Origin of the sequence: Klebsiella sp. 10 (assembly GCF_018223925.1) — a bacterium.
GTDB lineage: Bacteria > Pseudomonadota > Gammaproteobacteria > Enterobacterales > Enterobacteriaceae > Klebsiella > Klebsiella pneumoniae.
In genome coordinates this window covers 265,001-287,083 of record NZ_JAGRRB010000008.1, presented here as the reverse complement: position 1 = coordinate 287,083, position 22,083 = coordinate 265,001, and the positions used below count along the sequence as shown (strand labels likewise).

Below are 22,083 nucleotides of genomic sequence, written 5' to 3'. Positions count from 1 at the left end.
CGTTTGCGATCCGACTGGCCGGGCAGGATGCCGCCCGGCAGCGGCGGCTACGAGTATTTTTTGCTGCGGCGGGTCGGGGCGGCGTTGGCCGGATCGTCCGGCCAGACGTGCTTCGGATAGCGTCCCTTCATCTCTTTCTGCACCTCGCGGTAGCTCCCTTGCCAGAAGGCGCTCAGATCGCGGGTGATCTGCAGCGGACGCTGGGCAGGCGACAGCAGCTCCAGCACCAGCGGCACCCGCCCCTCGGCGATCACCGGCGTCGTGGCCTCGCCGAACATCTCCTGCATACGCACCGCCAGCGCTGGCGGGTTCTCCGCATGGTATCGGATCGCCAGGCGGCTGCCGGTCGGCACGGTATAGTGCGTCGGCAGCTCGCGATCCAGCTTTTGGCGCAGCGGCCATGGCAGCCAGTCCTGTAGCGCCTGACGCAGATCCAGCGCCTTCAGCGCCCGCAGGGAATGAACGCCGTTCATCTGCGGCAGCAGCCATGTCTCCAGCGAGGCCAGCAGCGAAGCGTCATCCACTGCGGGCCATGCCTCTTCCGGCAGCCACTGCGCCGCACAGTGCAGCCGCAGGCGCAGCTGCTCAGCCTCTGGCGTCCAGTTGAGCACCCCGAGGCCTTTCTCACGAATACCGTTGAGCATCGCCTGATGCAGCTCTGCCTCAGAGGGCTTCGCCAGCGGCTGGGTCTTGATCACCAACTGGCCGATCACCGTCCGCCGCCAGGCTTTCAGCGTCCCCTGCGCTTCATCCCACTCCACCGTGTCGGAACTTTTCGCCAGTTCAGGGCGGGCGGCGATCAGCTCGCCGATTTCCACTGGCAGAGCCAACAGCATGCGGGCATCCGGCGAAGCGCTGCCCTGCAGCAGCAGCGGAGCGATAAGCCATTCATGACGGCCCAGCGCGTCGTCGGCGTCCAGCATCGCGCCCATGCCGTTCGCCAGCTGGTAGCGCCCCTCCTGACCGCGGCGGCGGGCGATGCGATCGGCGAAGGCCGACGCCAGCAGCCCCGCCATTAGCCCGGCATCGGGCTGGCCGCCGCGGCGGGCCAGGCGTTTCATCAGCTGCTGCGCTCGCTGCTGCCAGTTGGCCTGCTGACGGGAAAAGACGGCCCCCAAATCCACCAGTCCGCCGCGCGGCGGCTCCTCGAGGATCGCCGCCAGCTTTGCCGCTGTCGCCGCCTCGTCATCGGTCTGCGCGGCGGCCAGCATCGCCGCCAGCCGCGGCTCGTTGCCAAGCGCTGCCATTTTGCGGCCAAACGCCGACAGCCGCTCGCCGTCCAGCGCCGACAGCGCCTCCAGCAGGCGACGCGCGGCGGCCAGATTGACCGCGGGCGGCTGATCCAGCCAGGCCAGCGCGGCCGGATCGTGGCAGCCCCACTGCAGCAGCTCCAGCAACAGCGCCGACAGATCGCTGTGCAGGATCTCCGGCTCGCTCTGCGCCGCCGCCCGTTCCGCCTGTTCTTTGCCGAGCAAATGCAGGCAGATCCCCGGGGAGAGACGACCGGCGCGTCCGGCACGCTGCGTCATCGATGCCTGGCTGATGCGCTGCGTCACCAGCCGGGTCAGGCCGGTGCGCGGGTCAAAGCGGGCGACCCGCTCCTGGGCGCTGTCGACCACCAGGCGGATCCCCTCGATGGTCAAACTGGTCTCGGCAATATTGGTGGCCAGCACCACTTTGCGCTTCCCGGCCGGCGCCGGGAGGATCGCTTTGCGCTGTTCGCTTAAGGGCAACGCGCCATACAGCGGGCAGAGAATGACATCCTCCGCCACACGCTCCGTCAGCTGTTCCAGAACGCGCTGGATCTCGCCGACGCCGGGCAGAAACAGCAGCATCGATCCCTGTTCATGCCGCAGGAGCTCCGCCGCCGCTACCGCCACCGCCTCATCAAAACGCTGCTGCGCGGAGAGCGGGCTGAAGCGACGCTCCACCGGATAAATGCGCCCCTCCGAGACCACCACCGGCGCCTCCGGCAGCAGACGCTGCAGGCGATCGTTATCGAGGGTCGCCGACATGATCAGCAGCTTGAGATCGTCACGTAACCCCTGCTGGACGTCGAGCAGCAGGGCCAGGGCCAGATCCGCCTGCAGGCTGCGCTCGTGAAACTCATCGAGGATCACCAGCCCCACGCCCGTCAGCTCCGGATCGCGCTGGATCATGCGCGTCAGGATCCCCTCCGTAACCACCTCCAGGCGGGTCTGCGGTCCGACGCAGGTTTCGGCGCGCATGCGGAAACCCACGGTCTCCCCCGGCTTTTCGCCAAGCAGTTCAGCCAGCCGCTGCGCGACATTACGCGCCGCCAGGCGCCTCGGCTCGAGCAGGATAATGCGTCCCGCGATGTTGCCCTCGGCGAGGATCTGCAGCGGCAGCCAGGTCGACTTCCCGGCGCCGGTCGGCGCGTTGAGCAAAACCTGCGGCGCATGCTGCAGGGCGGATAACAGTTCTGGAAGGACAGCGGCAACCGGCAATGAGGACACAAAAGGCTCCGGGGGTTAACATTCTGGGGTTCGCATTGTAGCATCCCCCTAATTCATTACCGAGTCTCTATCATGTCTGAGCCGAAAAGGCTGTTTTTTGCGCTTGAACTGCCGTCTGCCGTCCAGAAGCAGATTGTCCAGTGGCGGGCAACGCACTTCCCCGAAGATGCCGGCAGGCCCGTCGCGGCGGATAATCTTCATCTGACGCTGGCGTTTCTCGGCGAGGTGAGCGCGGAAAAACAGCGGGCGCTGGCCGCTCTCGCTGGTCGCCTGCGCCAGCCGGGCTTTACCCTGACGCTGGACGATGCCGGACAGTGGCTACGTTCGCGAGTGGTGTGGCTCGGAACCCGCCAGCCGCCGCGCGGCCTGCTGCAGCTCGCCAGCATGTTGCGCGCTCAGGCGGCGCGCAGCGGCTGCTATCAGAGCCCGCAGCCGTTTCACCCGCATATTACCCTGTGGCGCGATGCTCGCCAGGCGGTGCCGATCCCGGCCCCCGGCTTTCGCTGGACATTTCCGGTGAACGAGTTCGTGCTCTATGAGTCCAGCTTTAGCCGGGGGCGCACGCGCTACACGGCGCTGGAACGTTATCCGTTTGATAAGGAAAGTTGATGCAGTTTGATCCGCCGTTGCAGCCCGCCATTTTGCTTAAACGTTACAAACGATTTCTTGCTGACGTGGTCACCCCCGATGGCCGCGAGCTGACGCTCCACTGCCCGAATACCGGGGCGATGACCGGCTGCGCCGCCCCGGGCGACACCGTCTGGTATTCCACCTCAGACAATGCGAAGCGCAAATATGCCCACACCTGGGAATTAACTGAAACCCAGCAGGGCGCAGTTATTTGCGTCAATACGCTGCGCGCGAATTCTTTGGCGAAAGAGGCGATTTCCGCCGGAATAATTCCTGAACTTTCAGGCTATAACCAGCTGAAAAGCGAAGTGAAATATGGCGAAGAGAATAGCCGTATCGATATTATGTTACAGGCAGATGACCGACAAAACTGCTATATTGAAGTGAAATCGGTTACGTTGGCGGAGAAAGAATACGGTTATTTTCCCGATGCGGTGACCACGCGCGGTCAGAAGCATCTGCGGGAACTGATGGCCGTCGCGGCAAATGGCGACCGCGCGGTGATTTTATTTGCCGTCCTGCATTCGGCAATTGACCGTTTTTCTCCCGCGCATCATATTGATGCCAGATACGCACAGCTGTTAACAGAAGCCCAGGACAAGGGGGTGGAAATTCTCGCCTGGAAAGCGGAACTTTCTACGACGAGGATGACTCTGAATAAGCCGATCGCCGTGGTGTTAAACCCCGGTAAATAAGTGGCTAAATAGTGTTCGGGTCGCAAGCGCGAATACGCTTTTCTTCACAGGGTTGTCAAGTGTAACGTTTAGATAATTGCTATCCGGAAAAGCATCTGCTATTTATAGCGGCCTGATTTTCCCCCACATGGGGATCGATAGTGCGTGTTAAGGAGAAGCAACATGCAAGAAGGGCAAAACCGTAAAACATCGTCCCTGAGTATTCTCGCCATCGCTGGGGTGGAGCCGTACCAAGAGAAACCGGGCGAAGAGTATATGAACGAAGCCCAGCTGGCGCACTTCAAGCGTATTCTTGAAGCATGGCGTAATCAACTCAGGGATGAAGTGGATCGCACCGTATCGCACATGCAGGATGAAGCAGCTAACTTCCCGGACCCGGTAGACCGTGCCGCCCAGGAAGAAGAGTTCAGCCTGGAACTGCGTAACCGCGACCGCGAACGTAAACTGATCAAAAAGATCGAGAAAACGCTGAAAAAAGTTGAAGACGAAGACTTCGGCTACTGCGAATCCTGCGGCGTGGAGATCGGCATTCGCCGTCTGGAAGCGCGTCCGACAGCGGATCTGTGCATTGACTGCAAAACCCTGGCGGAAATTCGCGAAAAACAGATGGCGGGCTAATCCCCTGCTGCCTCACTCTCTGGCGGGAGTCTCTCCCGCCTGGTTCTGTTGTCCGTACCATGACTGACTCACGCTATATAGGGCGCTTCGCCCCCTCCCCCTCCGGCGAACTCCACTTCGGCTCTCTGATCGCCGCGCTCGGCAGCTACCTGCAAGCCCGCGCGAACCAGGGTATCTGGCGTGTTCGTATTGAAGATATCGACCCGCCGCGCGAAGTCCCCGGCGCCGCCGATACCATCCTGCGCCAGCTTGACCACTACGGTCTGCACTGGGATGGCGACGTGCTGTGGCAGTCGCAACGGCACGAAGCCTACCGCGAGGCGCTGACGTGGCTGGGCGAGCAAGGGCTGAGCTATTACTGCACTTGCACCCGCGCGCGGATCCACGCCGTGGGCGGGATCTACGACGGCCACTGCCGCGATCTCGGGCTGGGGGCGGAAAACGCCGCGCTGCGCCTGCGCCAAACCCGTCCGGTGCTGCAGTTTAGCGACCGTCTGCGCGGCACGCTCATCGCCAATGAGCCGCTGGCGCGTGAGGATTTTATTATCCACCGTCGCGACGGGCTGTTCGCCTACAACCTGGCGGTGGTGGTCGACGACCACTTTCAGGGGATCACCGAGATTGTCCGCGGCGCAGACCTGATTGAGCCGACGGTGCGGCAGATTTCGCTGTATCAGCATTTTGGCTGGCAGGCGCCGGATTACCTCCATCTGCCGCTGGCTCTCAATGGCGACGGCAATAAACTCTCTAAACAAAACCACGCGCCGGCGCTGCCGGAAGGCGATCCGCGCCCCGAAATCGTCCGGGCGCTCCGCTTTCTGAATCAGGCGATCCCCGAGGAGTGGCAGGCCCTGAGCATCGATGATTTACTCGCCCAGGCCGTCGCCAACTGGCAGCCGGCGAAAATCGAGCATTCTCAAATGGCTCCCGCTGAGCTATGATTAGCCGCTATTTTTACACTGTACAGTTGATCTGAAGTCCGTCTGACACTACGAGGTGCACCATTTTTACCCGAGTCGCTAATTTTTGCCGTAAGGTGCTAAGCCGTGAGGAGCGCGAGGCAGAAGCCGCCGTCGAACCAACGCCTATGACGGTGATCCCGCGTGAGCAGCATGCTATTTCCCGCAAAGATATCAGTGAAAACGCCCTCAAGGTCATGTACCGCCTCAACAAGGCGGGCTACGAATCCTGGCTGGTCGGCGGCGGCGTCCGCGACCTGCTGCTTGGCAAAAAGCCAAAAGATTTTGACGTTACCACCAACGCCACGCCGGATCAGGTACGCAAGCTGTTCCGCAACTGCCGTCTGGTTGGGCGACGTTTCCGCCTGGCGCATGTGATGTTCGGGCCGGAAATCATTGAGGTCGCCACCTTCCGTGGCCATCACGAAGGGCATACCACCGATCGCGTCACCTCCCAGCGGGGCCAGAACGGCATGCTGCTGCGCGACAACATCTTCGGCTCGATCGAGGAGGATGCCCAGCGTCGCGACTTCACTATCAACAGCCTCTATTACAGCGTGGCGGACTTTACCGTTCGCGACTACGTCGGCGGCATGAAGGATCTGCAGGACGGCGTGATCCGTCTGATCGGCAACCCGGAAACCCGCTATCGCGAGGATCCAGTGCGCATGCTGCGCGCGGTGCGCTTTGCCGCCAAGCTCAATATGACCATCAGCCCGGAAACGGCTGAACCGCTGCCGCGCCTGGCCGCCCTGCTCCACGATGTGCCGCCGGCGCGTCTGTTCGAAGAAGTGCTCAAGCTGCTGCAGGCCGGGTATGGCTACCAGACCTACATGCTGCTGCGGGAATACAGCCTGTTCCAGCCGCTGTTCCCGACCATCACCCGCTACTTTACCGAGCGCGGCGACAGCCCGATGGAGCGGATCATCAGCCAGGTGCTGAAGAATACCGATACCCGCATTCATAACGATATGCGCGTCAATCCGGCCTTCCTCTTCGCGGTGATGTTCTGGTATCCGCTGCTGGAGACGGCGCAAAAAATCGCTCAGGAGAGCGGCCTGGCGTACTACGACGCCTTCGCCCTGGCGATGAACGATGTGCTGGACGAAGCCTGCCGTACGCTGGCGATCCCTAAGCGCATCACCACCCTTATTCGTGATATCTGGCAGCTGCAGCTGCGCATGTCCCGTCGTCAGGGCAAACGCGCCTGGAAGCTGATGGAGCATCCGAAATTCCGCGCCGCCTATGACCTGCTGGAGCTACGCGCCGGCGCCGAGAACAACCACGAACTGCAGCGCCTGACCAAATGGTGGGGCGAATTCCAGGTCGCCGCGCCGCCGGCGCAAAAAGATATGCTCAACGACCTCGGGGACGATCCGGCGCCGCGCCGTCGTCACCGTCGTCCGCGCAAGCGCGCGCCGCGCCAGGGTAGCGCATGACTCTGGTCTATATCGCTCTTGGCAGCAACCTTGCTTCTCCACTGGAGCAGGCGCAGGCGGCTATCCGCGCCCTGGGCGAAATTCCGCACAGCCGCGTGGTCGCCGTCTCTTCGTTCTACCGCACGCCGCCGCTGGGCCCGCAGGATCAGCCGGACTATCTCAACGCCGCCGTTGCGCTGGAAACCGCCCTGCCCCCCGCGACGCTGCTCGATCATACTCAGCGCATCGAACTGCAGCAGGGGCGAGTGCGCAAAGCCGAACGCTGGGGGCCGCGCACGCTGGACCTCGATATCATGCTGTTTGGCGATGCTGTCATTAACAGCGAGCGCCTGACCGTTCCGCACTACGATATGAAAAACCGCGGCTTTATGCTCTGGCCGCTGTTCGAGATCGCCCCGGACCTTCACTTTCCTGACGGCCTGGCGCTGCGCGCCGTGCTGGATAATCTCGGCGCGGAAAAGCCCGCCAGCTGGTAATCCCCTCTCCCTTTTTTAGCATTTGCGGCGATCGTCGTAATCGGTTGCCCAAAATCATTGCCCCTCTGAATGCTGCTGTTAGAATGCCGGTTAATATGACTTTCATCATCAGGAAATGTTATGAAACCGACCACCATTGCCCTGCTGCAGAAATGCAAACAGGAAAAGAAGCGCTTTGCCACCATTACCGCCTACGATCACAGCTTCGCGAAGCTGTTCGCCGATGAAGGCATAAATGTGCTGCTGGTAGGCGACTCGCTGGGAATGACGGTGCAGGGTCACGACTCCACCCTGCCGGTTACCGTGGAAGATATCGCCTATCACACCCGCGCCGTCCGCCGCGGCGCGCCAAACAGCCTGCTGCTTGCCGACCTGCCGTTCATGGCCTATGCCACCCCCGAGCAGACCTTTGCAAATGCCGCCATCGTGATGCGCGCTGGCGCCAATATGGTCAAACTCGAGGGCGGCGCCTGGCTGGCCGACACCGTGAGGATGCTGGCGGAGCGCGCGGTGCCGGTTTGCGGCCATCTTGGCCTGACGCCGCAGTCGGTGAACGTATTCGGTGGGTATAAAGTGCAGGGTCGCGGCGATGCGGCGCAGACCCTGTTTGAAGACGCGTTAGCGCTGGAGGCGGCGGGTGCGCAGCTGTTGGTCCTGGAGTGCGTGCCGGTTGAACTGGCGAAGCGCATCACCGACGCTCTGACCATTCCAGTGATCGGCATCGGCGCGGGCAACGTCACCGACGGGCAAATCCTCGTGATGCATGACGCTTTCGGCATTACCGGCGGCCACATTCCTAAATTTGCCAAGAATTTCCTTGCCGAAGCGGGCGACATCCGCGCCGCGGTGCGGCAGTATATTGCCGAAGTCGAATCCGGAGTCTATCCGGGCGAAGAACACAGTTTCCATTAAGGAGTCTTGTTGTGCTGATTATTGAATCCGTACTGCTGCTGCGGCAGCATATCCGCCGTCTGCGTCAGGAAGGTAAGCGTATCGCGTTGGTCCCGACAATGGGCAACCTGCATGATGGTCATATGAAGCTGGTTGATGAAGCCAAAGCCAGTGCGGACGTGGTGGTGGTCAGTATTTTCGTCAATCCGATGCAGTTTGACCGCGTCGACGACCTGGCGCGCTACCCGCGCACCTTACAGGATGATTGCGAAAAGCTGAACAAACGTCATGTCGACTTTGTCTTCGCGCCGACGCCGGCGGAAGTGTACCCCCAGGGTACTGAAGGCCAGACCTACGTCGACGTTCCGGGATTGTCCACCATGCTCGAAGGCGCCAGCCGCCCGGGCCATTTCCGCGGCGTGTCGACCATCGTCAGTAAGCTGTTCAACCTTGTTCAACCAGACGTCGCCTGCTTCGGCGAGAAAGACTTCCAGCAGTTGGCGCTGATCCGCAAGATGGTCGCCGATATGGGCTACGACATTGAGATCATCGGCGTGCCGATCGTCCGCGCGAAAGATGGCCTGGCGCTGAGTTCGCGTAACGGCTACCTGACCGCCGACCAGCGCAAAATCGCGCCTGGTCTGTATAAAGTGCTGAGCGCGGTGGCGGAAAAGCTGGCCGCCGGCGATCGGCAGCTCGATGAGATCATCGCTATCGCTGAACAGGAGCTGAATGAGAAAGGCTTCCGCGCCGACGACATTCAGATCCGCGATGCCGACACCCTGCTTGAGCTGACCGATGCCAGCCAGCGCGCGGTGATCCTGATGGCCGCCTGGCTGGGGCAGGCTCGCCTGATCGACAACCGGATCGTCACGCTCGCTCAGTAGACAGCGGGTAAAAATCGGGCAATACTGCCCGGGCTTTTCTCAGGGCGGGCGCCGTGTCCGCTCTGCTACATTAAGGTTGAAGGGTAGAAGTTATGATGCGTAATATGCTGCAGGGCAAGCTCCACCGCGTAAAAGTCACGCAGGCGGACCTGCACTATGAAGGTTCTTGCGCCATTGACCAGGACTTCCTGGATGCGGCCGGTATTCTGGAGAATGAAACTATTCACCTCTGGAACGTCACCAACGGCAACCGTTTCTCCACCTACGCCATTGCCGCCGAGCGGGGCTCCCGGATCATCTCCGTTAACGGCGCCGCCGCGCACTGCGCCAGCGTCGGCGATATTTTGATCATCGCCAGCTTCGTTACCATGTCGGACGAAGAGGCGCGCAGCTGGCAGCCTAACATCGCCTACTTCGAAGGCGACAACGAAATGAAGCGCCAGGCGAAAGCTATTCCGGTACAGGTCGCCTGATGGCCGCGACGCTGCGCTCAGGCGCAGCGTCGGTATTACCCCTGCGGCTGGTTACTGATCAGCCGCGACATCGTCTCCAGCGAATCCGTGCGTAAGATATATAACCGCTTTAACAGAAACGGATTGTCCCCCGGCTTCACCTTCCCACGCACCGTCGTTACCGCCATATGAAACCCGGCGTCATTCGCCGCCTGCACCGCCGTAGCGTTATAGCCGCCGAAGGGATAGGAAAGGTAGAGAACGTGCGGATTAAACTGGCTCAGCGCCCGGCGCGAGCGGGCGAAATCAAACAGAATATTATGGTAATTGCGACTGAATAAAATCGGCCGCCGGCCGGCGTCAACCCGATGCAGGAAGTGAGTATGCGACTGAATATCAAAGACGTCCTGGAGCTGGCGTAGCTCGGAAATGCTCATAAACTGCAGGGATTTCGGATCCCACTTCTGCGGATGGCGCTTAATACGCGAGGAGATAATAAACGCGGTGGCATGGAAACCGTACTGTTTCAGCACCGGATAGGCGTAGCGGTTCACCGATTTCAAGCCATCATCGAAAGTGATCGCCACCGCCCGCGCCGGGAGATTGATTTTATTACGCACATAGCCTTCCAGCTGATACAGGGTCAGCGTGGTATAGCCCTGATCGCGCAGCCAGGTCATCTGATTCGTGAAGGCGCGAACCGAGGTGGTGGTCGACGTATGACGAAAACGGGTGTTCTCTTCATCGCGCAGAATATGGTGATAGGTCAGCACGGGAATACCGTGATCCTCCTGCGCGTCCAGACTACTGACCCACGCCAGCCGGTCGCCAATGCGGATCTGAAACCAGGTCTGATTGAGCCGGTCCTTCAGCTTGCTGAGGATCGGATAGCGCAGATTGTTGGCCAGCGTGCCGAACGGCGCGCTGCTTACCGAGGGAGCGTCATAGAGCGGTGTATCTTTCCAGGTGAGTAAATTTTGGTTACTCAGCGGTTTATTAAGATCCCCCAAACGGTCCTCCACCCGCTGCTTGCCCTGCACCGGCTCGAGATGCCCTTTATCAATAAACCCGGTGCCAAAGCCGAAACGAAACTCATAGTAGTCAGCCGCCGTCGGGACGACTGCGAGGATCTGCCCGGCACGAACATTGCCGACGCTGACCACATGGTTTCCCACCTGCGCCCAGATGACCGCGTCTTCGGTGGTTTGCATATAGCGCACAGCCTTGCCGTGCTGGCTAAGCAGGCTGGCGGAGGCGCTGAGTGAGGTCAGGAAAAGAAGCAGGGTCAAAAATCGGGCAAGCATACGCATCAAACCGTTATACCATCAACGGCGGTTATTGTAACAAAAGCGGTATCTGTCCCGCTGCTTAATTTCCCCAGGCATCATGGCGCAACCGGAACGGGGGGTTCTTCTGCTGCTGATGCCACAGGCTGCTCACCATCGGCCCGCCCGCGCTGACGATCGCCTGGCGAAACGCCACGCTGCTTAACGTGCCTCGCAGGAGATACATTCGCTCAAGGAGTGGATAGCTGACGCCGGAGATCACTTCGCAGTGGGTATGTTTGTGACTCATCAGCGCCGCGGCCCGATAAGGCGCCGCACCGGTTTTGTCAGTGAGAAAAATGACCCCGTCCCCGGAGTCGGTGGCATGCAGCGCATCGCACATCATCCGGCTCAACATATTGCTGCTGAGATTGCGCCAGTAATTGACCGCCCGGCACTGGGCCAGCGGACCAAACTTTTGTTCAAGACGATCCAGCATCTCCTGCGCCAGCTCATCGTGACAGGTAATGACCCATCCGAGCATGCTTCCCTCCTTAGCCAGCGAATAATGTAGCAAGGTGAAGATGACGTATCGGTGATGGGAGTCAAAGATAAGCGGTTAGCGCTTCGCATATTTACTTCAGGAAGCGCTAACCATGATGAGTATCAGCTACGCAGGCCGCGACCGCGCTGAATTAACGACCAGCACAGCAGATAGAAGGCGACAATGAACACCACCAGCACGGCGAAGGTGGTCGCCAACGGGACGTCGTTGATACCGAGGAAGCCGAAGCGAAAACCGCTGATCATGTAGACGATGGGGTTCAGATGCGACAGCCCCTGCCAGAACGGCGGCAGCAGGGTCAGCGAGTAGAACACCCCGCCGAGATAGGTCAGCGGCGTCAGCACAAAGGTCGGGATCAGGCTAATGTCATCGAAGGTCTTGGCAAACACTGCGTTCAGCAGCCCGGCCAGCGAGAACAGCACCGCGGTGAGGAGCAGCGTCAGGGCGACAAACAGCCAGGAGTGAACCTGGAACGGCACAAAGAATAGCGACACCGCGGTCACCAGGATACCTACGCACAGTCCTCGCGCTACCCCGCCGCCCACGTAGCCGGCGATAATCACATGCGTCGGCACTGGCGCCACCAGCAGCTCTTCAATATTGCGCTGAAACTTGGCGCTGAAGAAGGATGAGGCGACGTTGGCGTAAGCGTTAGTGATCACCGCCATCATGATCAGGCCTGGGACGATAAACTGCATATAGGTAAAACCATGCATCTCACCAATGCGCGAGCCGATCAGGTTGCCAAAGATCACGAAATACAGGGTCATGGTGATCACCGGCGGCACCAGCGTCTGCACCCAGATGCGCATAAAACGGTGGATCTCTTTGGTCCAGATGCTTTTCAGCGCGACCCAATAAAGCTGCATCATGCTGATTCTCCTTTTCGCTCATGCACCAGCGTGACAAACAGCTCTTCCAGACGGTTGGCTTTGTTACGCATACTCAGTACCTGCACCCCCTGGGCGCTCAGCTGCGCGAAGACGCTGTTAATTCCCTGCTCACGCAGAACCTCCACTTCCAGCGTCGAGGTATCGACCAGCTGGTACTGGTAGCCTTCGAGCTTCGGCACCGGGCTTTTTGGCGCGAGGTCAAGAATAAAGGTCTCTGACTTCAGCTTCGACAGCAGCGCTTTCATCGAGGTGTTTTCCACCAGCTCGCCGTGCTGGATGATGCCGATGTTGCGACATAGCATTTCGGCCTCTTCGAGATAGTGGGTGGTCAGGATAATGGTGGTTCCGCGATCGTTGAGATCCTTGAGAAAGCCCCACATCGAGCGACGCAGTTCAATATCGACGCCGGCGGTCGGTTCGTCGAGGATCAGCAGCTTCGGCTCATGCATCAACGCGCGGGCGATCATCAGACGGCGCTTCATCCCGCCGGAGAGCATTCTCGCGCGTTCGTTGCGTTTTTCCCACAGGTCGAGCTGTTTTAAATACTTTTCACTGCGGGAAAGGGCTTCTTTACGCTCAACGCCGTAGTAGCCCGCCTGGTTAACGACGATCTGCTGCACGGTTTCGAACGGGTTGAAGTTAAACTCCTGCGGCACCAGGCCAAGCTGGCGCTTGGCATTGACGACGTCTTTCTCCAGATCGTAGCCAAAGACATTGACCTGACCAGAGGTTTTGTTCACCAGCGAGCTGATGATGCCGATGGTCGTGGATTTTCCGGCCCCGTTCGGGCCCAGCAGGGCATAAAAATCCCCCGCTTCGACCTGCAGGTCGATCCCCCGCAGCGCCTGAACCCCGCCGGGATAGGTTTTTTTGAGCTGTTTTAATTCCAGAGCAATGGTCATTAAATATCTCTTCTCGTGTCGTGACACGTCATTAACCCGCCTGACTCACGTTTGCGCTGGACCGGCGCTGACGCCGCCAACGCATCTGCAGCCTGAAGTATCACGGGTTAAGATGGTTTTAAAAAAGGTGAGCTTACCCTATATTAGCGCAACGCACTTACTTGGTTACAGGCCGATAACGTCCATGAATGATATAGATACACTCATCAGCAACAATGCACTATGGTCAAAAATGCTGGTGGAAGAGGACCCCGGCTTTTTTGAGAAACTGTCGCAGACGCAGAAACCGCGCTTCCTGTGGATTGGCTGTTCGGACAGCCGCGTTCCCGCTGAGCGACTCACCGGCCTGGAGCCTGGCGAACTGTTCGTGCATCGTAACGTAGCGAACCTGGTGATCCACACCGATCTCAATTGTCTGTCGGTGGTGCAGTATGCCGTCGATGTCCTGGAAGTCGAGCACATTATTATCTGCGGCCACTACGGCTGCGGCGGCGTGCAGGCGGCGGTGGAGAACCCGGAGCTGGGGCTTATCGACAACTGGCTGCTGCATATCCGCGATATCTGGTTTAAGCACAGCTCGCTGCTCGGTGAAATGCCAGAGGAGCGCCGTCTGGATACCCTTTGTGAACTGAACGTGATGGAACAGGTGTACAATCTGGGACATTCGACGATTATGCAATCCGCGTGGAAGCGCGGACAGAAGGTGACCATCCACGGCTGGGCTTACGGGATTCACGACGGACTGCTGCGCGATCTGGATGTCACCGCTGTGAGCAGGGAAACCCTCGAACAGCGCTATCGCCACGGGATCTCCAACCTCAAGATCAAGCACATCAACCACAGATAGCCTTCAGACTTCGCCACCCTGGAGAGCGCGGCGCGCGCTGTCCAGAGTGGGATATCCCCTTACTCGTCCAGCAGGGTGACTTTGCCGATATACGGCAGATGGCGGTAGCGCTGAGCATAGTCGATACCGTAGCCCACCACGAACTCATCCGGAATCGCGAAACCGACGTATTCAACCGGGACGTTCACTTCGCGGCGGCTGGGTTTATCAAGTAGCGTACAAATGGCCAGCGATTTCGGCTCGCGCAGGCTGAGGATTTCGCGAACTTTAGACAGGGTATTGCCGGAATCGATGATGTCTTCCACGATCAGAACGTCTTTACCACGGATGTCTTCATCCAGATCTTTAAGGATTTTCACATCACGAGTGGTGGACATGCCGCTGCCGTAGCTGGAGGCGGTCATAAAATCGACTTCATGCGGCACCTGCACTTCACGGCACAGGTCGGCCATGAACATAAACGAGCCGCGCAGCAGCCCCACCAGCACCATTTCGCTGCCGCTGTTCTGATAATGTTCGTTGATTTGACGACCCAGTTCCGCGATACGCGCTTTGATCTCGGATTCCGGGATCATCACTTCTACAGTATGTTTCATAATACTAACCATTTGATTCTAAATATAAATCATCAAAGCCGCTGCTTTCGCCCCGACGATGACCGGCAAGCCATCCAGTATACCAGCAAAAAGAAATCTTCGGTGCAGGGATTAATAAAGCCATATTTGTGATTCCGATCACACTTGTTAAATCCTATAATTAATTGCAGTTAAAAAATTTAACAAACACATGAGTAACTTTTTATGGCTGAAACAAAGTCTCAACAATCAAGGCTCCTGGTGACGCTGACTGCGCTATTTGCAGCGTTCTGCGGCCTCTATCTATTAATCGGCGGGGCATGGCTGGTCGTGCTTGGCGGCTCCTGGTACTACCCTATCGCCGGGCTGGTGATGCTGGGCGTGACCGTAATGCTGTTCCGCGGCAAGCGCGCTGCGCTGTGGCTGTACGCCGCGCTGCTGCTGGCGACCATGATCTGGGGCGTCTGGGAGGTTGGTTTCGACTTCTGGGCGTTGACGCCGCGTAGCGATATCCTCGTCTTCTTTGGCATCTGGCTGATCCTGCCCTTTGTCTGGCGTCGTCTGCCGGTGCCTTCCGCTGGCGCCGTTGGCGCGCTGGTCGTCGCCCTGCTGATCAGCGGCGGCATGCTGACCTGGGCTGGTTTTAACGACCCGCAGGAAGTCAACGGCACCCTGAGCGCCGACGTTACGCCGGCCGCACCGATTTCCACCGTCGCCGACGGCGACTGGCCGGCCTATGGCCGTAACCAGGAAGGCCAGCGCTTCTCCCCGCTGAAGCAGATTAACGCCGATAACGTGAAGAACCTGAAGGAAGCCTGGGTGTTCCGCACCGGCGACCTGAAACAGCCGAACGATCCGGGTGAAATCACTAACGAAGTGACGCCGATTAAAGTCGGCGATACGCTCTTCCTGTGTACCGCTCACCAGCGCCTGTTTGCGCTGGACGCCGCCACCGGTAAAGAGAAGTGGCATTTTGACCCGCAGCTGAACGCCGATCCGTCGTTCCAGCACGTCACCTGCCGCGGTGTTTCTTATCACGAAGCGAAAGCGGATAACGCCCCTGCCGACGTCGTCGCCGACTGTCCGCGCCGCATTATCCTGCCGGTGAACGATGGTCGCCTGTTCGCGGTAAACGCCGACAACGGTAAGCTGTGCGAAACCTTTGCTAATAAAGGTATTCTCAATCTGCAGACCAACATGCCGGTCACCACGCCGGGCATGTATGAACCCACTTCACCGCCGATCATCACCGATAAAACCATCGTGATTGCCGGCGCGGTCACCGATAACTTCTCTACCCGCGAGCCGTCAGGCGTGATCCGCGGCTTTGATGTGAATACCGGTAAACTGCTGTGGGCCTTCGATCCTGGTGCGAAAGATCCGAACGCCATCCCGAGCGATGAACATCACTTCACGCTCAACTCGCCGAACTCATGGGCGCCTGCCGCCTACGACGCTAAGCTGGATCTGGTCTATCTGCCGATGGGCGTGACCACTCCGGACATCTGGGGCGGCAACCGTACGCCGGAGCAAGAGCGTTATGCCAGCTCGATTGTGGCACTGAACGCCACCACTGGTAAGCTGGCCTGGAGCTATCAGACCGTCCATCACGATCTGTGGGATATGGACATGCCTTCCCAGCCGACGCTGGCTGATATTGAGGTCAACGGCAAAACCGTACCGGTCATCTATGCCCCGGCGAAAACCGGCAACATCTTCGTGCTGGATCGTCGTAACGGCGAGCTGGTGGTCCCGGCGCCTGAAAAACCGGTTCCGCAGGGCGCTGCCAAAGGTGATTACGTTACCAAAACCCAGCCCTTCTCCGATCTGAGCTTCCGTCCGAAGAAAGATCTGACCGGCGCGGACATGTGGGGCGCCACTATGTTCGACCAGTTGGTGTGCCGCGTGATCTTCCACCAGCTGCGCTATGAAGGTATCTTCACCCCGCCGTCTGAGCAGGGCACGCTGGTGTTCCCGGGTAACCTGGGGATGTTTGAATGGGGCGGTATCTCCGTCGATCCGAACCGTCAGGTGGCTATCGCCAACCCGATGGCGCTGCCTTTCGTCTCAAAACTGATCCCGCGCGGGCCAGGCAATCCGATGGAGCCGCCGAAAGATGCGAAAGGCTCTGGTACCGAGTCCGGCGTGCAGCCGCAGTACGGCGTCCCGTACGGCGTAACGCTGAACCCGTTCCTGTCGCCGTTCGGCCTGCCGTGCAAACAGCCGGCCTGGGGGTATATCTCCGCCCTGGATCTGAAAACCAACGAAGTGGTATGGAAAAAACGTATCGGTACTCCGCAGGACAGCCTGCCGTTCCCGATGCCGGTTAAACTGCCGTTTACCATGGGGATGCCGATGCTGGGCGGTCCGATTTCCACGGCCGGTAACGTCCTGTTCATCGGCGCGACTGCAGATAACTACCTGCGCGCGTACAATATGAGCAACGGCGAGAAGCTGTGGGAAGCCCGTCTGCCAGCCGGCGGTCAGGCGACTCCGATGACCTACGAAGTGAATGGCAAACAGTATGTTGTCATCTCTGCCGGCGGTCACGGCTCGTTCGGTACCAAAATGGGCGATTATATTGTCGCCTATGCGCTCCCGGATGACGCCAAATAAAACGCAAAACGGCAACGAAAGTTGCCGTTTTTTTTGGTGTTCCGTCCTTCTTCCCGTAGGGGATGGCAGCAGGTCGCAGAGACTTAAACCGTGAACCCCAACATCATCCCGGTGTCTTCATGTTCCAGCAGGTGGCAGTGGGCCATATAGGCAAACTCCTTCGGCGCCGGATGATCAAACTTCACTAATACTTCACTCACGTCCCCTTCCACACGAACGGTGTCTTTCCAGCCGCGACGATGCGCCGCTGGCGGCTTGCCGTTTTCGCTGAGGATACGGAACTGGGTGCCGTGGATATGGAACGGATGCAACATCATGTCGCCCTTACCAGAAATCACCCAGCGCTCATACTGGCCTCTGGCGGCGGCAAACATCGGCTCATTCATGTCGAAGGCTTTGCCGTTGATGCGGTTGGCGTTATGGAAATCAAAGCCCTTGCCTGACGACATGCCATGCTCCATGCCGGATCCGTGGTTCATGCTCATGTCGCCGTGATGCATATTCCCCATGTCGCTCATGTCGCCATGCCCCATCCTGCCGTGATCCATTCCGGCCATCGCCTGGTCGCCATACTTCTCCATCAGCGCCTGCATGCCCATCCGGTCGAGCATCGGATCCATCGACAGCTGGAGCTGACGCTGCGTCAGCCCCGTCAGGGACGGTAACGCCGGGAGAGCGGCCAGAGTATCCAGCAGCTTGCCGGAGGCGGGAATGACCAGCGGCTGGACGCGCAGTACCGGCTGTGGTTTATCAAAAGGCGCAATCGCCATGCCCATCTGGCTCACCGGCAGAGTCACCAGATCGAAAGGTTTACCGTCGCTGGTGTCCACCAGCACCTCAAAGCGTTCCCCCATCAAGACCGGCAATTCATCGACCTTGACCGGCTCGGCCAACAGACCGCCATCGCTGGCCACTACGTACAGCGGGCGCTTATCGCTGGTGGCAAAATTGAGGGAACGGGCATTACAGCCGTTCAGCAAGCGCAGGCGCAGCCAGCCGCGCGGCGCGGCATGTTCGGGATAGAGGGCCCCATTGGTCAGTAGCGTATCGCCAAACCAGCCGACGGCGGCGCTCATCACATCCAGCTGATAGTCGATCTCGCCGGCGGCGGTGAACTTCTTATCCTGGACGATCACCGGCACATCATCGATTCCCCACTGCTTAGGCAGCAGCAGGCGCCCGCTCTCTTCATCCTCGATCAGCACCAGGCCGGCCAGCCCCATCGCCACCTGCCGGCCGGTGCTCCCATGCTGATGCGGATGAAACCAGCAGGTCGCCGCCCGCTGCGTTGGCGTGAAGCTTACCGTGCGGGTGGCGCCCGGCGCGATAACCCCCTGTGGCCCCCCGTCGACCTCGCCCGGTACCTCCAGACCATGCCAGTGCAGCGTGGTCTCTTCCGCCAGCTGGTTAGTAATATCCACCGTGACGGTCTTCCCCTGCGTCAACTGCAGCGCAGGGCCCAGCAGCGACCCGTTGTAGCCCCAGGTAGTGGCATTCAGGGCGCCAAACCGCGTTTTGCCCGCCTGGATCCTGAGCGCGATGCGGTTGCGCGCATCGGCGGCTAACAGCGACGGTATCGGCAGAGCCGGGCGACTGGCGGCAAAGACCGCCCGGCTCCATAACGGCAATGCGCTGGCCATGCCGACCGCGGCGGTCAGTTTGAGGAAGTCTCGACGTTGCATATTCACATCCTTTTATTCTGCGGGCGAATATTTGAGCTTAAACCCTACCGTAACGGGAAGGTCAAGCAGAAGAGTAAGAATAAAGATCGGCGCTGTGTAACGAAGTATGCTAATTTGAAGCGTCGGTGATCTAATGGTAGAAAAAATGAAGACGCTTTTCAGAACAATGGTACTCGGCAGCCTGCTTGCTCTCTCCGCCAACAGCTACGCGCTCAGCGAATCCGAAGCGGAAGATATGGCTGATTTAACCGCGGTTTTTGTGTTTCTGAAAAACGACTGTGGCTACCAGAACCTGCCCAACACGCAGATCCGTCGCGCGCTGGTGTTCTTTGCCCAACAGAACCAGTGGGACCTGAGCAACTATGACAGCTACAACATGAAAGCGCTAGGCGAAGACAGCTATCGCGATCTTAGCGGCATTAACATTCCGACGGCGAAAAAATGTAAAGCGCTGGCCCGCGATTCGCTCAGCCTGCTGGCTTACGTTAAATAATTCCCTGCGCGGGCGGCAACGCTCCGCGCCTTTAGCATTTCAATTTCCCCCTTTAAATATTTATATTTATTATTGTATATAAACAAATCTTATTTAATTGCGAACCTATCAATTTGCCAAATAAAGTAAACCCATAATAATGAAGAATGACTAAAAAACTAATAAAATATCATTATTCATATATTGCAAAATAAAAAGCACCCTTCTAGAATCCGGTAAAAATATACCTACTTCATGGACTGAAATTGTGAATATCTCGCTGACTCTTCGTGTTATCCCACTCGCCGCGCTGTTAGTAGCCGGCTGTAGCAATACCTCTTCCCGCCAGCCGGTTAAACCGATCGCCACGCCGCTGACGTCACAGCAGCAGGCAGAGCAGGAGCGGGCGGCCAGCGAACAAGCGCGCATTGAATCCTGTCGCCAGGCGTTGGATTCGCTAAAAGAGGTTAACCCACAGCAAGCCACTAAACTCAGTAATGACTTTAACGCTTTAGTGCGCGCGGCGTCACAATACAATAGCGTGCGCGAGAAAGTGGCGGATCCTACCCGGCTTGGCATTGACTCCATGTATCAGTTTAAATCCATCAAACTGTGCGCCGATATCCAGAAAACGCTAATCGATAGCCTGGTACAGCGTGGTGAAAGCAAACAGCCATGAACAGAGCCGCCACGCTGACCCTCAACGCGCCCCTGCTGATGCTCGTCGCTGCGCTGGCGCTTTCAACCCCCTTCACCGCCGGCGCCGCGCCGGCCTTTCTTGATTACGCCCAACAGCAAACCCAGCAATCTCAGGCGCAAGAAAAAAACGATGCCGCAAGCGCAAAACAAACACAAGAAAGCCGCCAGAGCGCAGATAATAAAAAAACCGGTACCAGCACCTCACAATTACAAAAAAGAATCACCAGCCAGCAGGCGGCGATTGCACAAAAAGATAAGCTTATACAGCAATTAAAAAAACAGCTTGCCGCTACGCCGCAAACGGATACTGCCGGAGCGAATGAGCAAGCGGCGTTGAATAAGAGAATTAATGAATTACAGGTCGCCTTAAGCGCCGCTACTGCAGAAAAAGAGGCATTAATAAAAAAAGCAGGCGTTGTGCAGAATAATAATCTACAGCAAAGCCAGGCCGCGGCGCGTCAGCAGATCCAGCAATTAACGACACAGATTCAGCAAGCCGAAGCTGAAAATAAACGCCTCAGCGCCAGCTTTACCACGCTTAATAAAGATAAACACGCGCTAATGACCCAACTGGCCGCTGCGGAAAAAGAGAAACAGGCCGCTCTTGAGCAGGTCAAAGCGCTTAACGCTGACAAACAGCCGCTGACGACCCGGCTGGCCGCCGCGGAAAAAGAGAAACAGGCCGTCCTCGAGCAGGTTAAGGCCCTTAACGCCGATAAACAGTCGCTGACTATTCGCCTCGCCGCTGCGGAGAAGGCGCAGCAGGCCGCTCTTGACCAGGCTAAAGCGCTTAACGCTGACAAACAGCCGCTGACGACCCGGCTGGCCGCCGCGGAAAAAGAGAAACAGGCCGTCCTCGAGCAGGTTAAGGCCCTTAACGCCGATAAGCAGTCGCTGACTATTCGCCTCGCCGCTGCGGAGAAGGCGCAGCAGGCCGCTCTTGACCAGGCTAAAGCGCTTAAGCTGACAAACAGCCGCTGGCGACCCGGCTGGCCGCCGCGGAAAAAGAGAAACAGGCCGTCCTCGAGCAGGTTAAGGCCCTTAACGCCGATAAGCAGTCGCTGACTATTCGCCTCGCCGCTGCGGAAAAGACGCAGCAGGCTGCCCTCGATCAGGTCAAAGCCCTTAACGCCGATAAACAATCACTGTCCACCCGGCTGGCCGCCGCGGATAAAGCGCCGCATGGCCCCGCTAACGACGCCGCTGCGCCAAAAAATGAGCCACCAGAGATGGCGGCCATAGTGGCAGCCTATCGCCTGCAGGCGGATAAAGACAACGCCCAGCTACGGATGAAAGAAGATGAAATCGAACTGCTGAGAACGCAGCTTTCTGTACAGTCCAAAACGCGCAGCGGCGAGAGCGCCGCTGCCAAACTCAGCGCATCGGGAGAACAGCAGGCTTATGCGATCGGCGCCTCGATGGGAAGCGAGGCGCTCAACGTCCTTACCACCCGTCGCACTCAGGGAGTTACCGTCGACGCAGGCCTGGTGTTGCAGGGCATCGAAGATGCCTTTCGCGGCCAGCTTCGTCTCGGAGAGCAGGAACGTAACAAGGCGCTGTTTGATGTGTCGCAGCAGGTTTTTCAGAACCTGAATAAAATAGAGCAGAAAAACATCAGTGCCGGCAAGAAATATCAGCAGGCGTTTGCGCGCAAAAAAGATGTGGTTTTTAAAGAGGGCGTCTACAGCCGCGTCGATTACCCGGGTAAAGGAAAAATAAGCGGTAATGACCTGGTTACCGTGGTGATCAAAGAGATGCTGACGGACGGGACGGTGATCAACGATATGGAAGCGAAAGATCAGGCGCTTACGCAAAAGCTGGATGCCTATCCCCCGGTGTTTCGCGAACCGCTGAAGCGTCTACAGAACCACGGCTCTGTGACGCTCGTCGTCCCGCCTGAAAAGGCCTATGGCAGTAAAGGATTACCGCCAAAAATCCCGCCAGGCGCCACCATGGTTTATTCCGTGCGGATAGTAGATAGCCAACCCGAGCCGGCAAAATAGCCTCATCCTCTCCACCGCCCTTCCGGGGCGGTGGCTGTTA

The 22,083-nt window shown here is 58.6% G+C and carries 21 protein-coding genes and 2 pseudogenes; 15 read left to right on the top strand and 8 right to left on the bottom strand.

Going from position 1 to position 22,083, the window contains the following annotated elements:
* Positions 1-47: 47 nt before the first annotated feature.
* Positions 48-2,477 carry an ATP-dependent helicase HrpB gene (gene hrpB, locus KHQ26_RS10200; protein ID WP_020804570.1) on the bottom strand — a complete coding sequence of 810 codons (2,430 nt, stop codon included), beginning with the start codon at positions 2,475-2,477 and terminating at the stop codon, positions 48-50.
* 72 nt (positions 2,478-2,549) lie between these two features.
* Between hrpB and thpR the strand changes: the two genes are divergently transcribed.
* The 9 genes from thpR (at position 2,550) to panD (ending at position 9,545) form a co-directional block, all read left to right on the top strand.
* Positions 2,550-3,086 (top strand): RNA 2',3'-cyclic phosphodiesterase, encoded by a 537-nt coding sequence (gene thpR / locus KHQ26_RS10195; protein ID WP_004177389.1) that lies wholly within the window; start codon positions 2,550-2,552, stop codon positions 3,084-3,086.
* Entirely contained in the window at positions 3,086-3,802 is a 717-nt protein-coding gene (sfsA, locus tag KHQ26_RS10190) for a DNA/RNA nuclease SfsA (RefSeq protein WP_002888848.1), read from the top strand. The genes thpR and sfsA overlap by 1 nt, the downstream gene beginning before the upstream one ends.
* Positions 3,803-3,964: 162 nt before the next feature.
* Positions 3,965-4,420 carry an RNA polymerase-binding protein DksA gene (gene dksA / locus KHQ26_RS10185; RefSeq protein ID WP_002888845.1) on the top strand — a complete coding sequence of 152 codons (456 nt, stop codon included), beginning with the start codon at positions 3,965-3,967 and terminating at the stop codon, positions 4,418-4,420.
* Positions 4,421-4,479: 59 nt separating this feature from the next.
* Positions 4,480-5,361 (top strand): tRNA glutamyl-Q(34) synthetase GluQRS, encoded by an 882-nt coding sequence (gluQRS, locus tag KHQ26_RS10180; protein ID WP_004145903.1) that lies wholly within the window; start codon positions 4,480-4,482, stop codon positions 5,359-5,361.
* 62 nt (positions 5,362-5,423) lie between these two features.
* Positions 5,424-6,818 carry a polynucleotide adenylyltransferase PcnB gene (gene pcnB / locus KHQ26_RS10175; protein WP_071526609.1) on the top strand — a complete coding sequence of 465 codons (1,395 nt, stop codon included), beginning with the start codon at positions 5,424-5,426 and terminating at the stop codon, positions 6,816-6,818.
* Complete coding sequence (folK, locus tag KHQ26_RS10170) at positions 6,815-7,294, top strand: 2-amino-4-hydroxy-6-hydroxymethyldihydropteridine diphosphokinase (protein ID WP_032411151.1); 480 nt, start codon at positions 6,815-6,817, stop codon at positions 7,292-7,294. Before pcnB ends, folK begins: the two co-directional genes overlap by 4 nt.
* Before the next feature lie 120 nt (positions 7,295-7,414).
* Entirely contained in the window at positions 7,415-8,206 is a 792-nt protein-coding gene (gene panB / locus KHQ26_RS10165; RefSeq protein WP_002888841.1) for a 3-methyl-2-oxobutanoate hydroxymethyltransferase, read from the top strand.
* Between the two features lie 11 nt (positions 8,207-8,217).
* Positions 8,218-9,072, top strand: coding sequence for a pantoate--beta-alanine ligase (gene panC, locus KHQ26_RS10160; RefSeq protein WP_002888835.1), 855 nt, complete (start codon positions 8,218-8,220; stop codon positions 9,070-9,072).
* 92 nt (positions 9,073-9,164) lie between these two features.
* A complete protein-coding gene (gene panD, locus KHQ26_RS10155) occupies positions 9,165-9,545 on the top strand; it encodes an aspartate 1-decarboxylase (protein ID WP_002888834.1) in 381 nt (126 codons plus the stop codon).
* 35 nt (positions 9,546-9,580) lie between these two features.
* Here panD and KHQ26_RS10150 read toward each other — a convergent pair whose 3' ends face one another.
* The 4 genes from KHQ26_RS10150 to KHQ26_RS10135 form a co-directional block, all read right to left on the bottom strand.
* Complete coding sequence (locus KHQ26_RS10150) at positions 9,581-10,834, bottom strand: polysaccharide deacetylase family protein (protein WP_020804568.1); 1,254 nt, start codon at positions 10,832-10,834, stop codon at positions 9,581-9,583.
* A 58-nt stretch (positions 10,835-10,892) separates the two neighbouring features.
* Positions 10,893-11,333: a PTS sugar transporter subunit IIA gene (locus tag KHQ26_RS10145; RefSeq protein WP_004177394.1), complete on the bottom strand. Its 441-nt coding sequence runs from the start codon at positions 11,331-11,333 to the stop codon at positions 10,893-10,895.
* A 122-nt stretch (positions 11,334-11,455) separates the two neighbouring features.
* Positions 11,456-12,226 carry an ABC transporter permease gene (locus KHQ26_RS10140; protein WP_002888827.1) on the bottom strand — a complete coding sequence of 257 codons (771 nt, stop codon included), beginning with the start codon at positions 12,224-12,226 and terminating at the stop codon, positions 11,456-11,458.
* Positions 12,223-13,149, bottom strand: a complete 927-nt coding sequence (locus KHQ26_RS10135) for an ABC transporter ATP-binding protein (protein WP_002888823.1) — start codon at positions 13,147-13,149, stop codon at positions 12,223-12,225. Before KHQ26_RS10135 ends, KHQ26_RS10140 begins: the two co-directional genes overlap by 4 nt.
* Before the next feature lie 184 nt (positions 13,150-13,333).
* On the opposite strand from KHQ26_RS10135, the gene can reads away from it, so the two are divergent.
* Positions 13,334-13,996, top strand: coding sequence for a carbonate dehydratase (gene can, locus KHQ26_RS10130; protein WP_002888821.1), 663 nt, complete (start codon positions 13,334-13,336; stop codon positions 13,994-13,996).
* A 59-nt stretch (positions 13,997-14,055) separates the two neighbouring features.
* On the opposite strand, the gene hpt is transcribed toward can, so the two are convergent.
* Positions 14,056-14,592, bottom strand: a complete 537-nt coding sequence (gene hpt, locus KHQ26_RS10125) for a hypoxanthine phosphoribosyltransferase (RefSeq protein WP_002888819.1) — start codon at positions 14,590-14,592, stop codon at positions 14,056-14,058.
* Between the two features lie 4 nt (positions 14,593-14,596).
* Complete coding sequence (locus KHQ26_RS10120) at positions 14,597-14,716, bottom strand: hypothetical protein (protein WP_012542835.1); 120 nt, start codon at positions 14,714-14,716, stop codon at positions 14,597-14,599.
* A gap of 80 nt (positions 14,717-14,796) precedes the next feature.
* Here KHQ26_RS10120 and KHQ26_RS10115 point away from each other — a divergent pair, with 80 nt between their 5' ends.
* Positions 14,797-17,187, top strand: coding sequence for a glucose/quinate/shikimate family membrane-bound PQQ-dependent dehydrogenase (locus tag KHQ26_RS10115; protein WP_004177396.1), 2,391 nt, complete (start codon positions 14,797-14,799; stop codon positions 17,185-17,187).
* A gap of 83 nt (positions 17,188-17,270) precedes the next feature.
* On the opposite strand, the gene cueO is transcribed toward KHQ26_RS10115, so the two are convergent.
* The gene (gene cueO / locus KHQ26_RS10110; RefSeq protein WP_020804572.1) at positions 17,271-18,869 is read right to left on the bottom strand and encodes a multicopper oxidase CueO; all 1,599 of its coding nucleotides are present in this window, start codon (positions 18,867-18,869) and stop codon (positions 17,271-17,273) included.
* A 145-nt stretch (positions 18,870-19,014) separates the two neighbouring features.
* Here cueO and KHQ26_RS10105 point away from each other — a divergent pair, with 145 nt between their 5' ends.
* From KHQ26_RS10105 to KHQ26_RS10090, 4 genes and pseudogenes are all read left to right on the top strand, one after another.
* Positions 19,015-19,362 (top strand): YacC family pilotin-like protein, encoded by a 348-nt coding sequence (locus KHQ26_RS10105; protein ID WP_002888808.1) that lies wholly within the window; start codon positions 19,015-19,017, stop codon positions 19,360-19,362.
* 247 nt (positions 19,363-19,609) lie between these two features.
* Positions 19,610-20,020 (top strand): hypothetical protein, encoded by a 411-nt coding sequence (locus KHQ26_RS10100; RefSeq protein ID WP_004145917.1) that lies wholly within the window; start codon positions 19,610-19,612, stop codon positions 20,018-20,020.
* Positions 20,021-20,601: 581 nt separating this feature from the next.
* Positions 20,602-20,841: pseudogene (locus KHQ26_RS10095) on the top strand (peptidylprolyl isomerase); the annotation flags it as partial.
* A gap of 9 nt (positions 20,842-20,850) precedes the next feature.
* Positions 20,851-22,043, top strand: a pseudogene (locus tag KHQ26_RS10090) (FKBP-type peptidyl-prolyl cis-trans isomerase).
* Positions 22,044-22,083: the final 40 nt, after the last annotated feature.

Excerpts from the sequence above, each read along its gene's own strand:
- thpR (WP_004177389.1), top strand. The coding sequence starts at position 2,550 with ATGTCTGAGCCGAAAAGGCTGTTTTTTGCGCTTGAACTGCCGTCTGCC.
- sfsA (WP_002888848.1), top strand. The coding sequence starts at position 3,086 with ATGCAGTTTGATCCGCCGTTGCAGCCCGCCATTTTGCTTAAACGTTAC.
- dksA (WP_002888845.1), top strand. The coding sequence starts at position 3,965 with ATGCAAGAAGGGCAAAACCGTAAAACATCGTCCCTGAGTATTCTCGCC.
- gluQRS (WP_004145903.1), top strand. The coding sequence starts at position 4,480 with ATGACTGACTCACGCTATATAGGGCGCTTCGCCCCCTCCCCCTCCGGC.
- folK (WP_032411151.1), top strand. The coding sequence starts at position 6,815 with ATGACTCTGGTCTATATCGCTCTTGGCAGCAACCTTGCTTCTCCACTG.
- panB (WP_002888841.1), top strand. The coding sequence starts at position 7,415 with ATGAAACCGACCACCATTGCCCTGCTGCAGAAATGCAAACAGGAAAAG.
- panD (WP_002888834.1), top strand. The coding sequence starts at position 9,165 with ATGATGCGTAATATGCTGCAGGGCAAGCTCCACCGCGTAAAAGTCACG.
- KHQ26_RS10150 (WP_020804568.1), bottom strand. The coding sequence starts at position 10,834 with ATGCGTATGCTTGCCCGATTTTTGACCCTGCTTCTTTTCCTGACCTCA.
- KHQ26_RS10145 (WP_004177394.1), bottom strand. The coding sequence starts at position 11,333 with ATGCTCGGATGGGTCATTACCTGTCACGATGAGCTGGCGCAGGAGATG.
- KHQ26_RS10140 (WP_002888827.1), bottom strand. The coding sequence starts at position 12,226 with ATGATGCAGCTTTATTGGGTCGCGCTGAAAAGCATCTGGACCAAAGAG.
- KHQ26_RS10135 (WP_002888823.1), bottom strand. The coding sequence starts at position 13,149 with ATGACCATTGCTCTGGAATTAAAACAGCTCAAAAAAACCTATCCCGGC.
- can (WP_002888821.1), top strand. The coding sequence starts at position 13,334 with ATGAATGATATAGATACACTCATCAGCAACAATGCACTATGGTCAAAA.
- hpt (WP_002888819.1), bottom strand. The coding sequence starts at position 14,592 with ATGAAACATACTGTAGAAGTGATGATCCCGGAATCCGAGATCAAAGCG.
- KHQ26_RS10120 (WP_012542835.1), bottom strand. The coding sequence starts at position 14,716 with ATGGCTTTATTAATCCCTGCACCGAAGATTTCTTTTTGCTGGTATACT.
- KHQ26_RS10115 (WP_004177396.1), top strand. The coding sequence starts at position 14,797 with ATGGCTGAAACAAAGTCTCAACAATCAAGGCTCCTGGTGACGCTGACT.
- cueO (WP_020804572.1), bottom strand. The coding sequence starts at position 18,869 with ATGCAACGTCGAGACTTCCTCAAACTGACCGCCGCGGTCGGCATGGCC.
- KHQ26_RS10105 (WP_002888808.1), top strand. The coding sequence starts at position 19,015 with ATGAAGACGCTTTTCAGAACAATGGTACTCGGCAGCCTGCTTGCTCTC.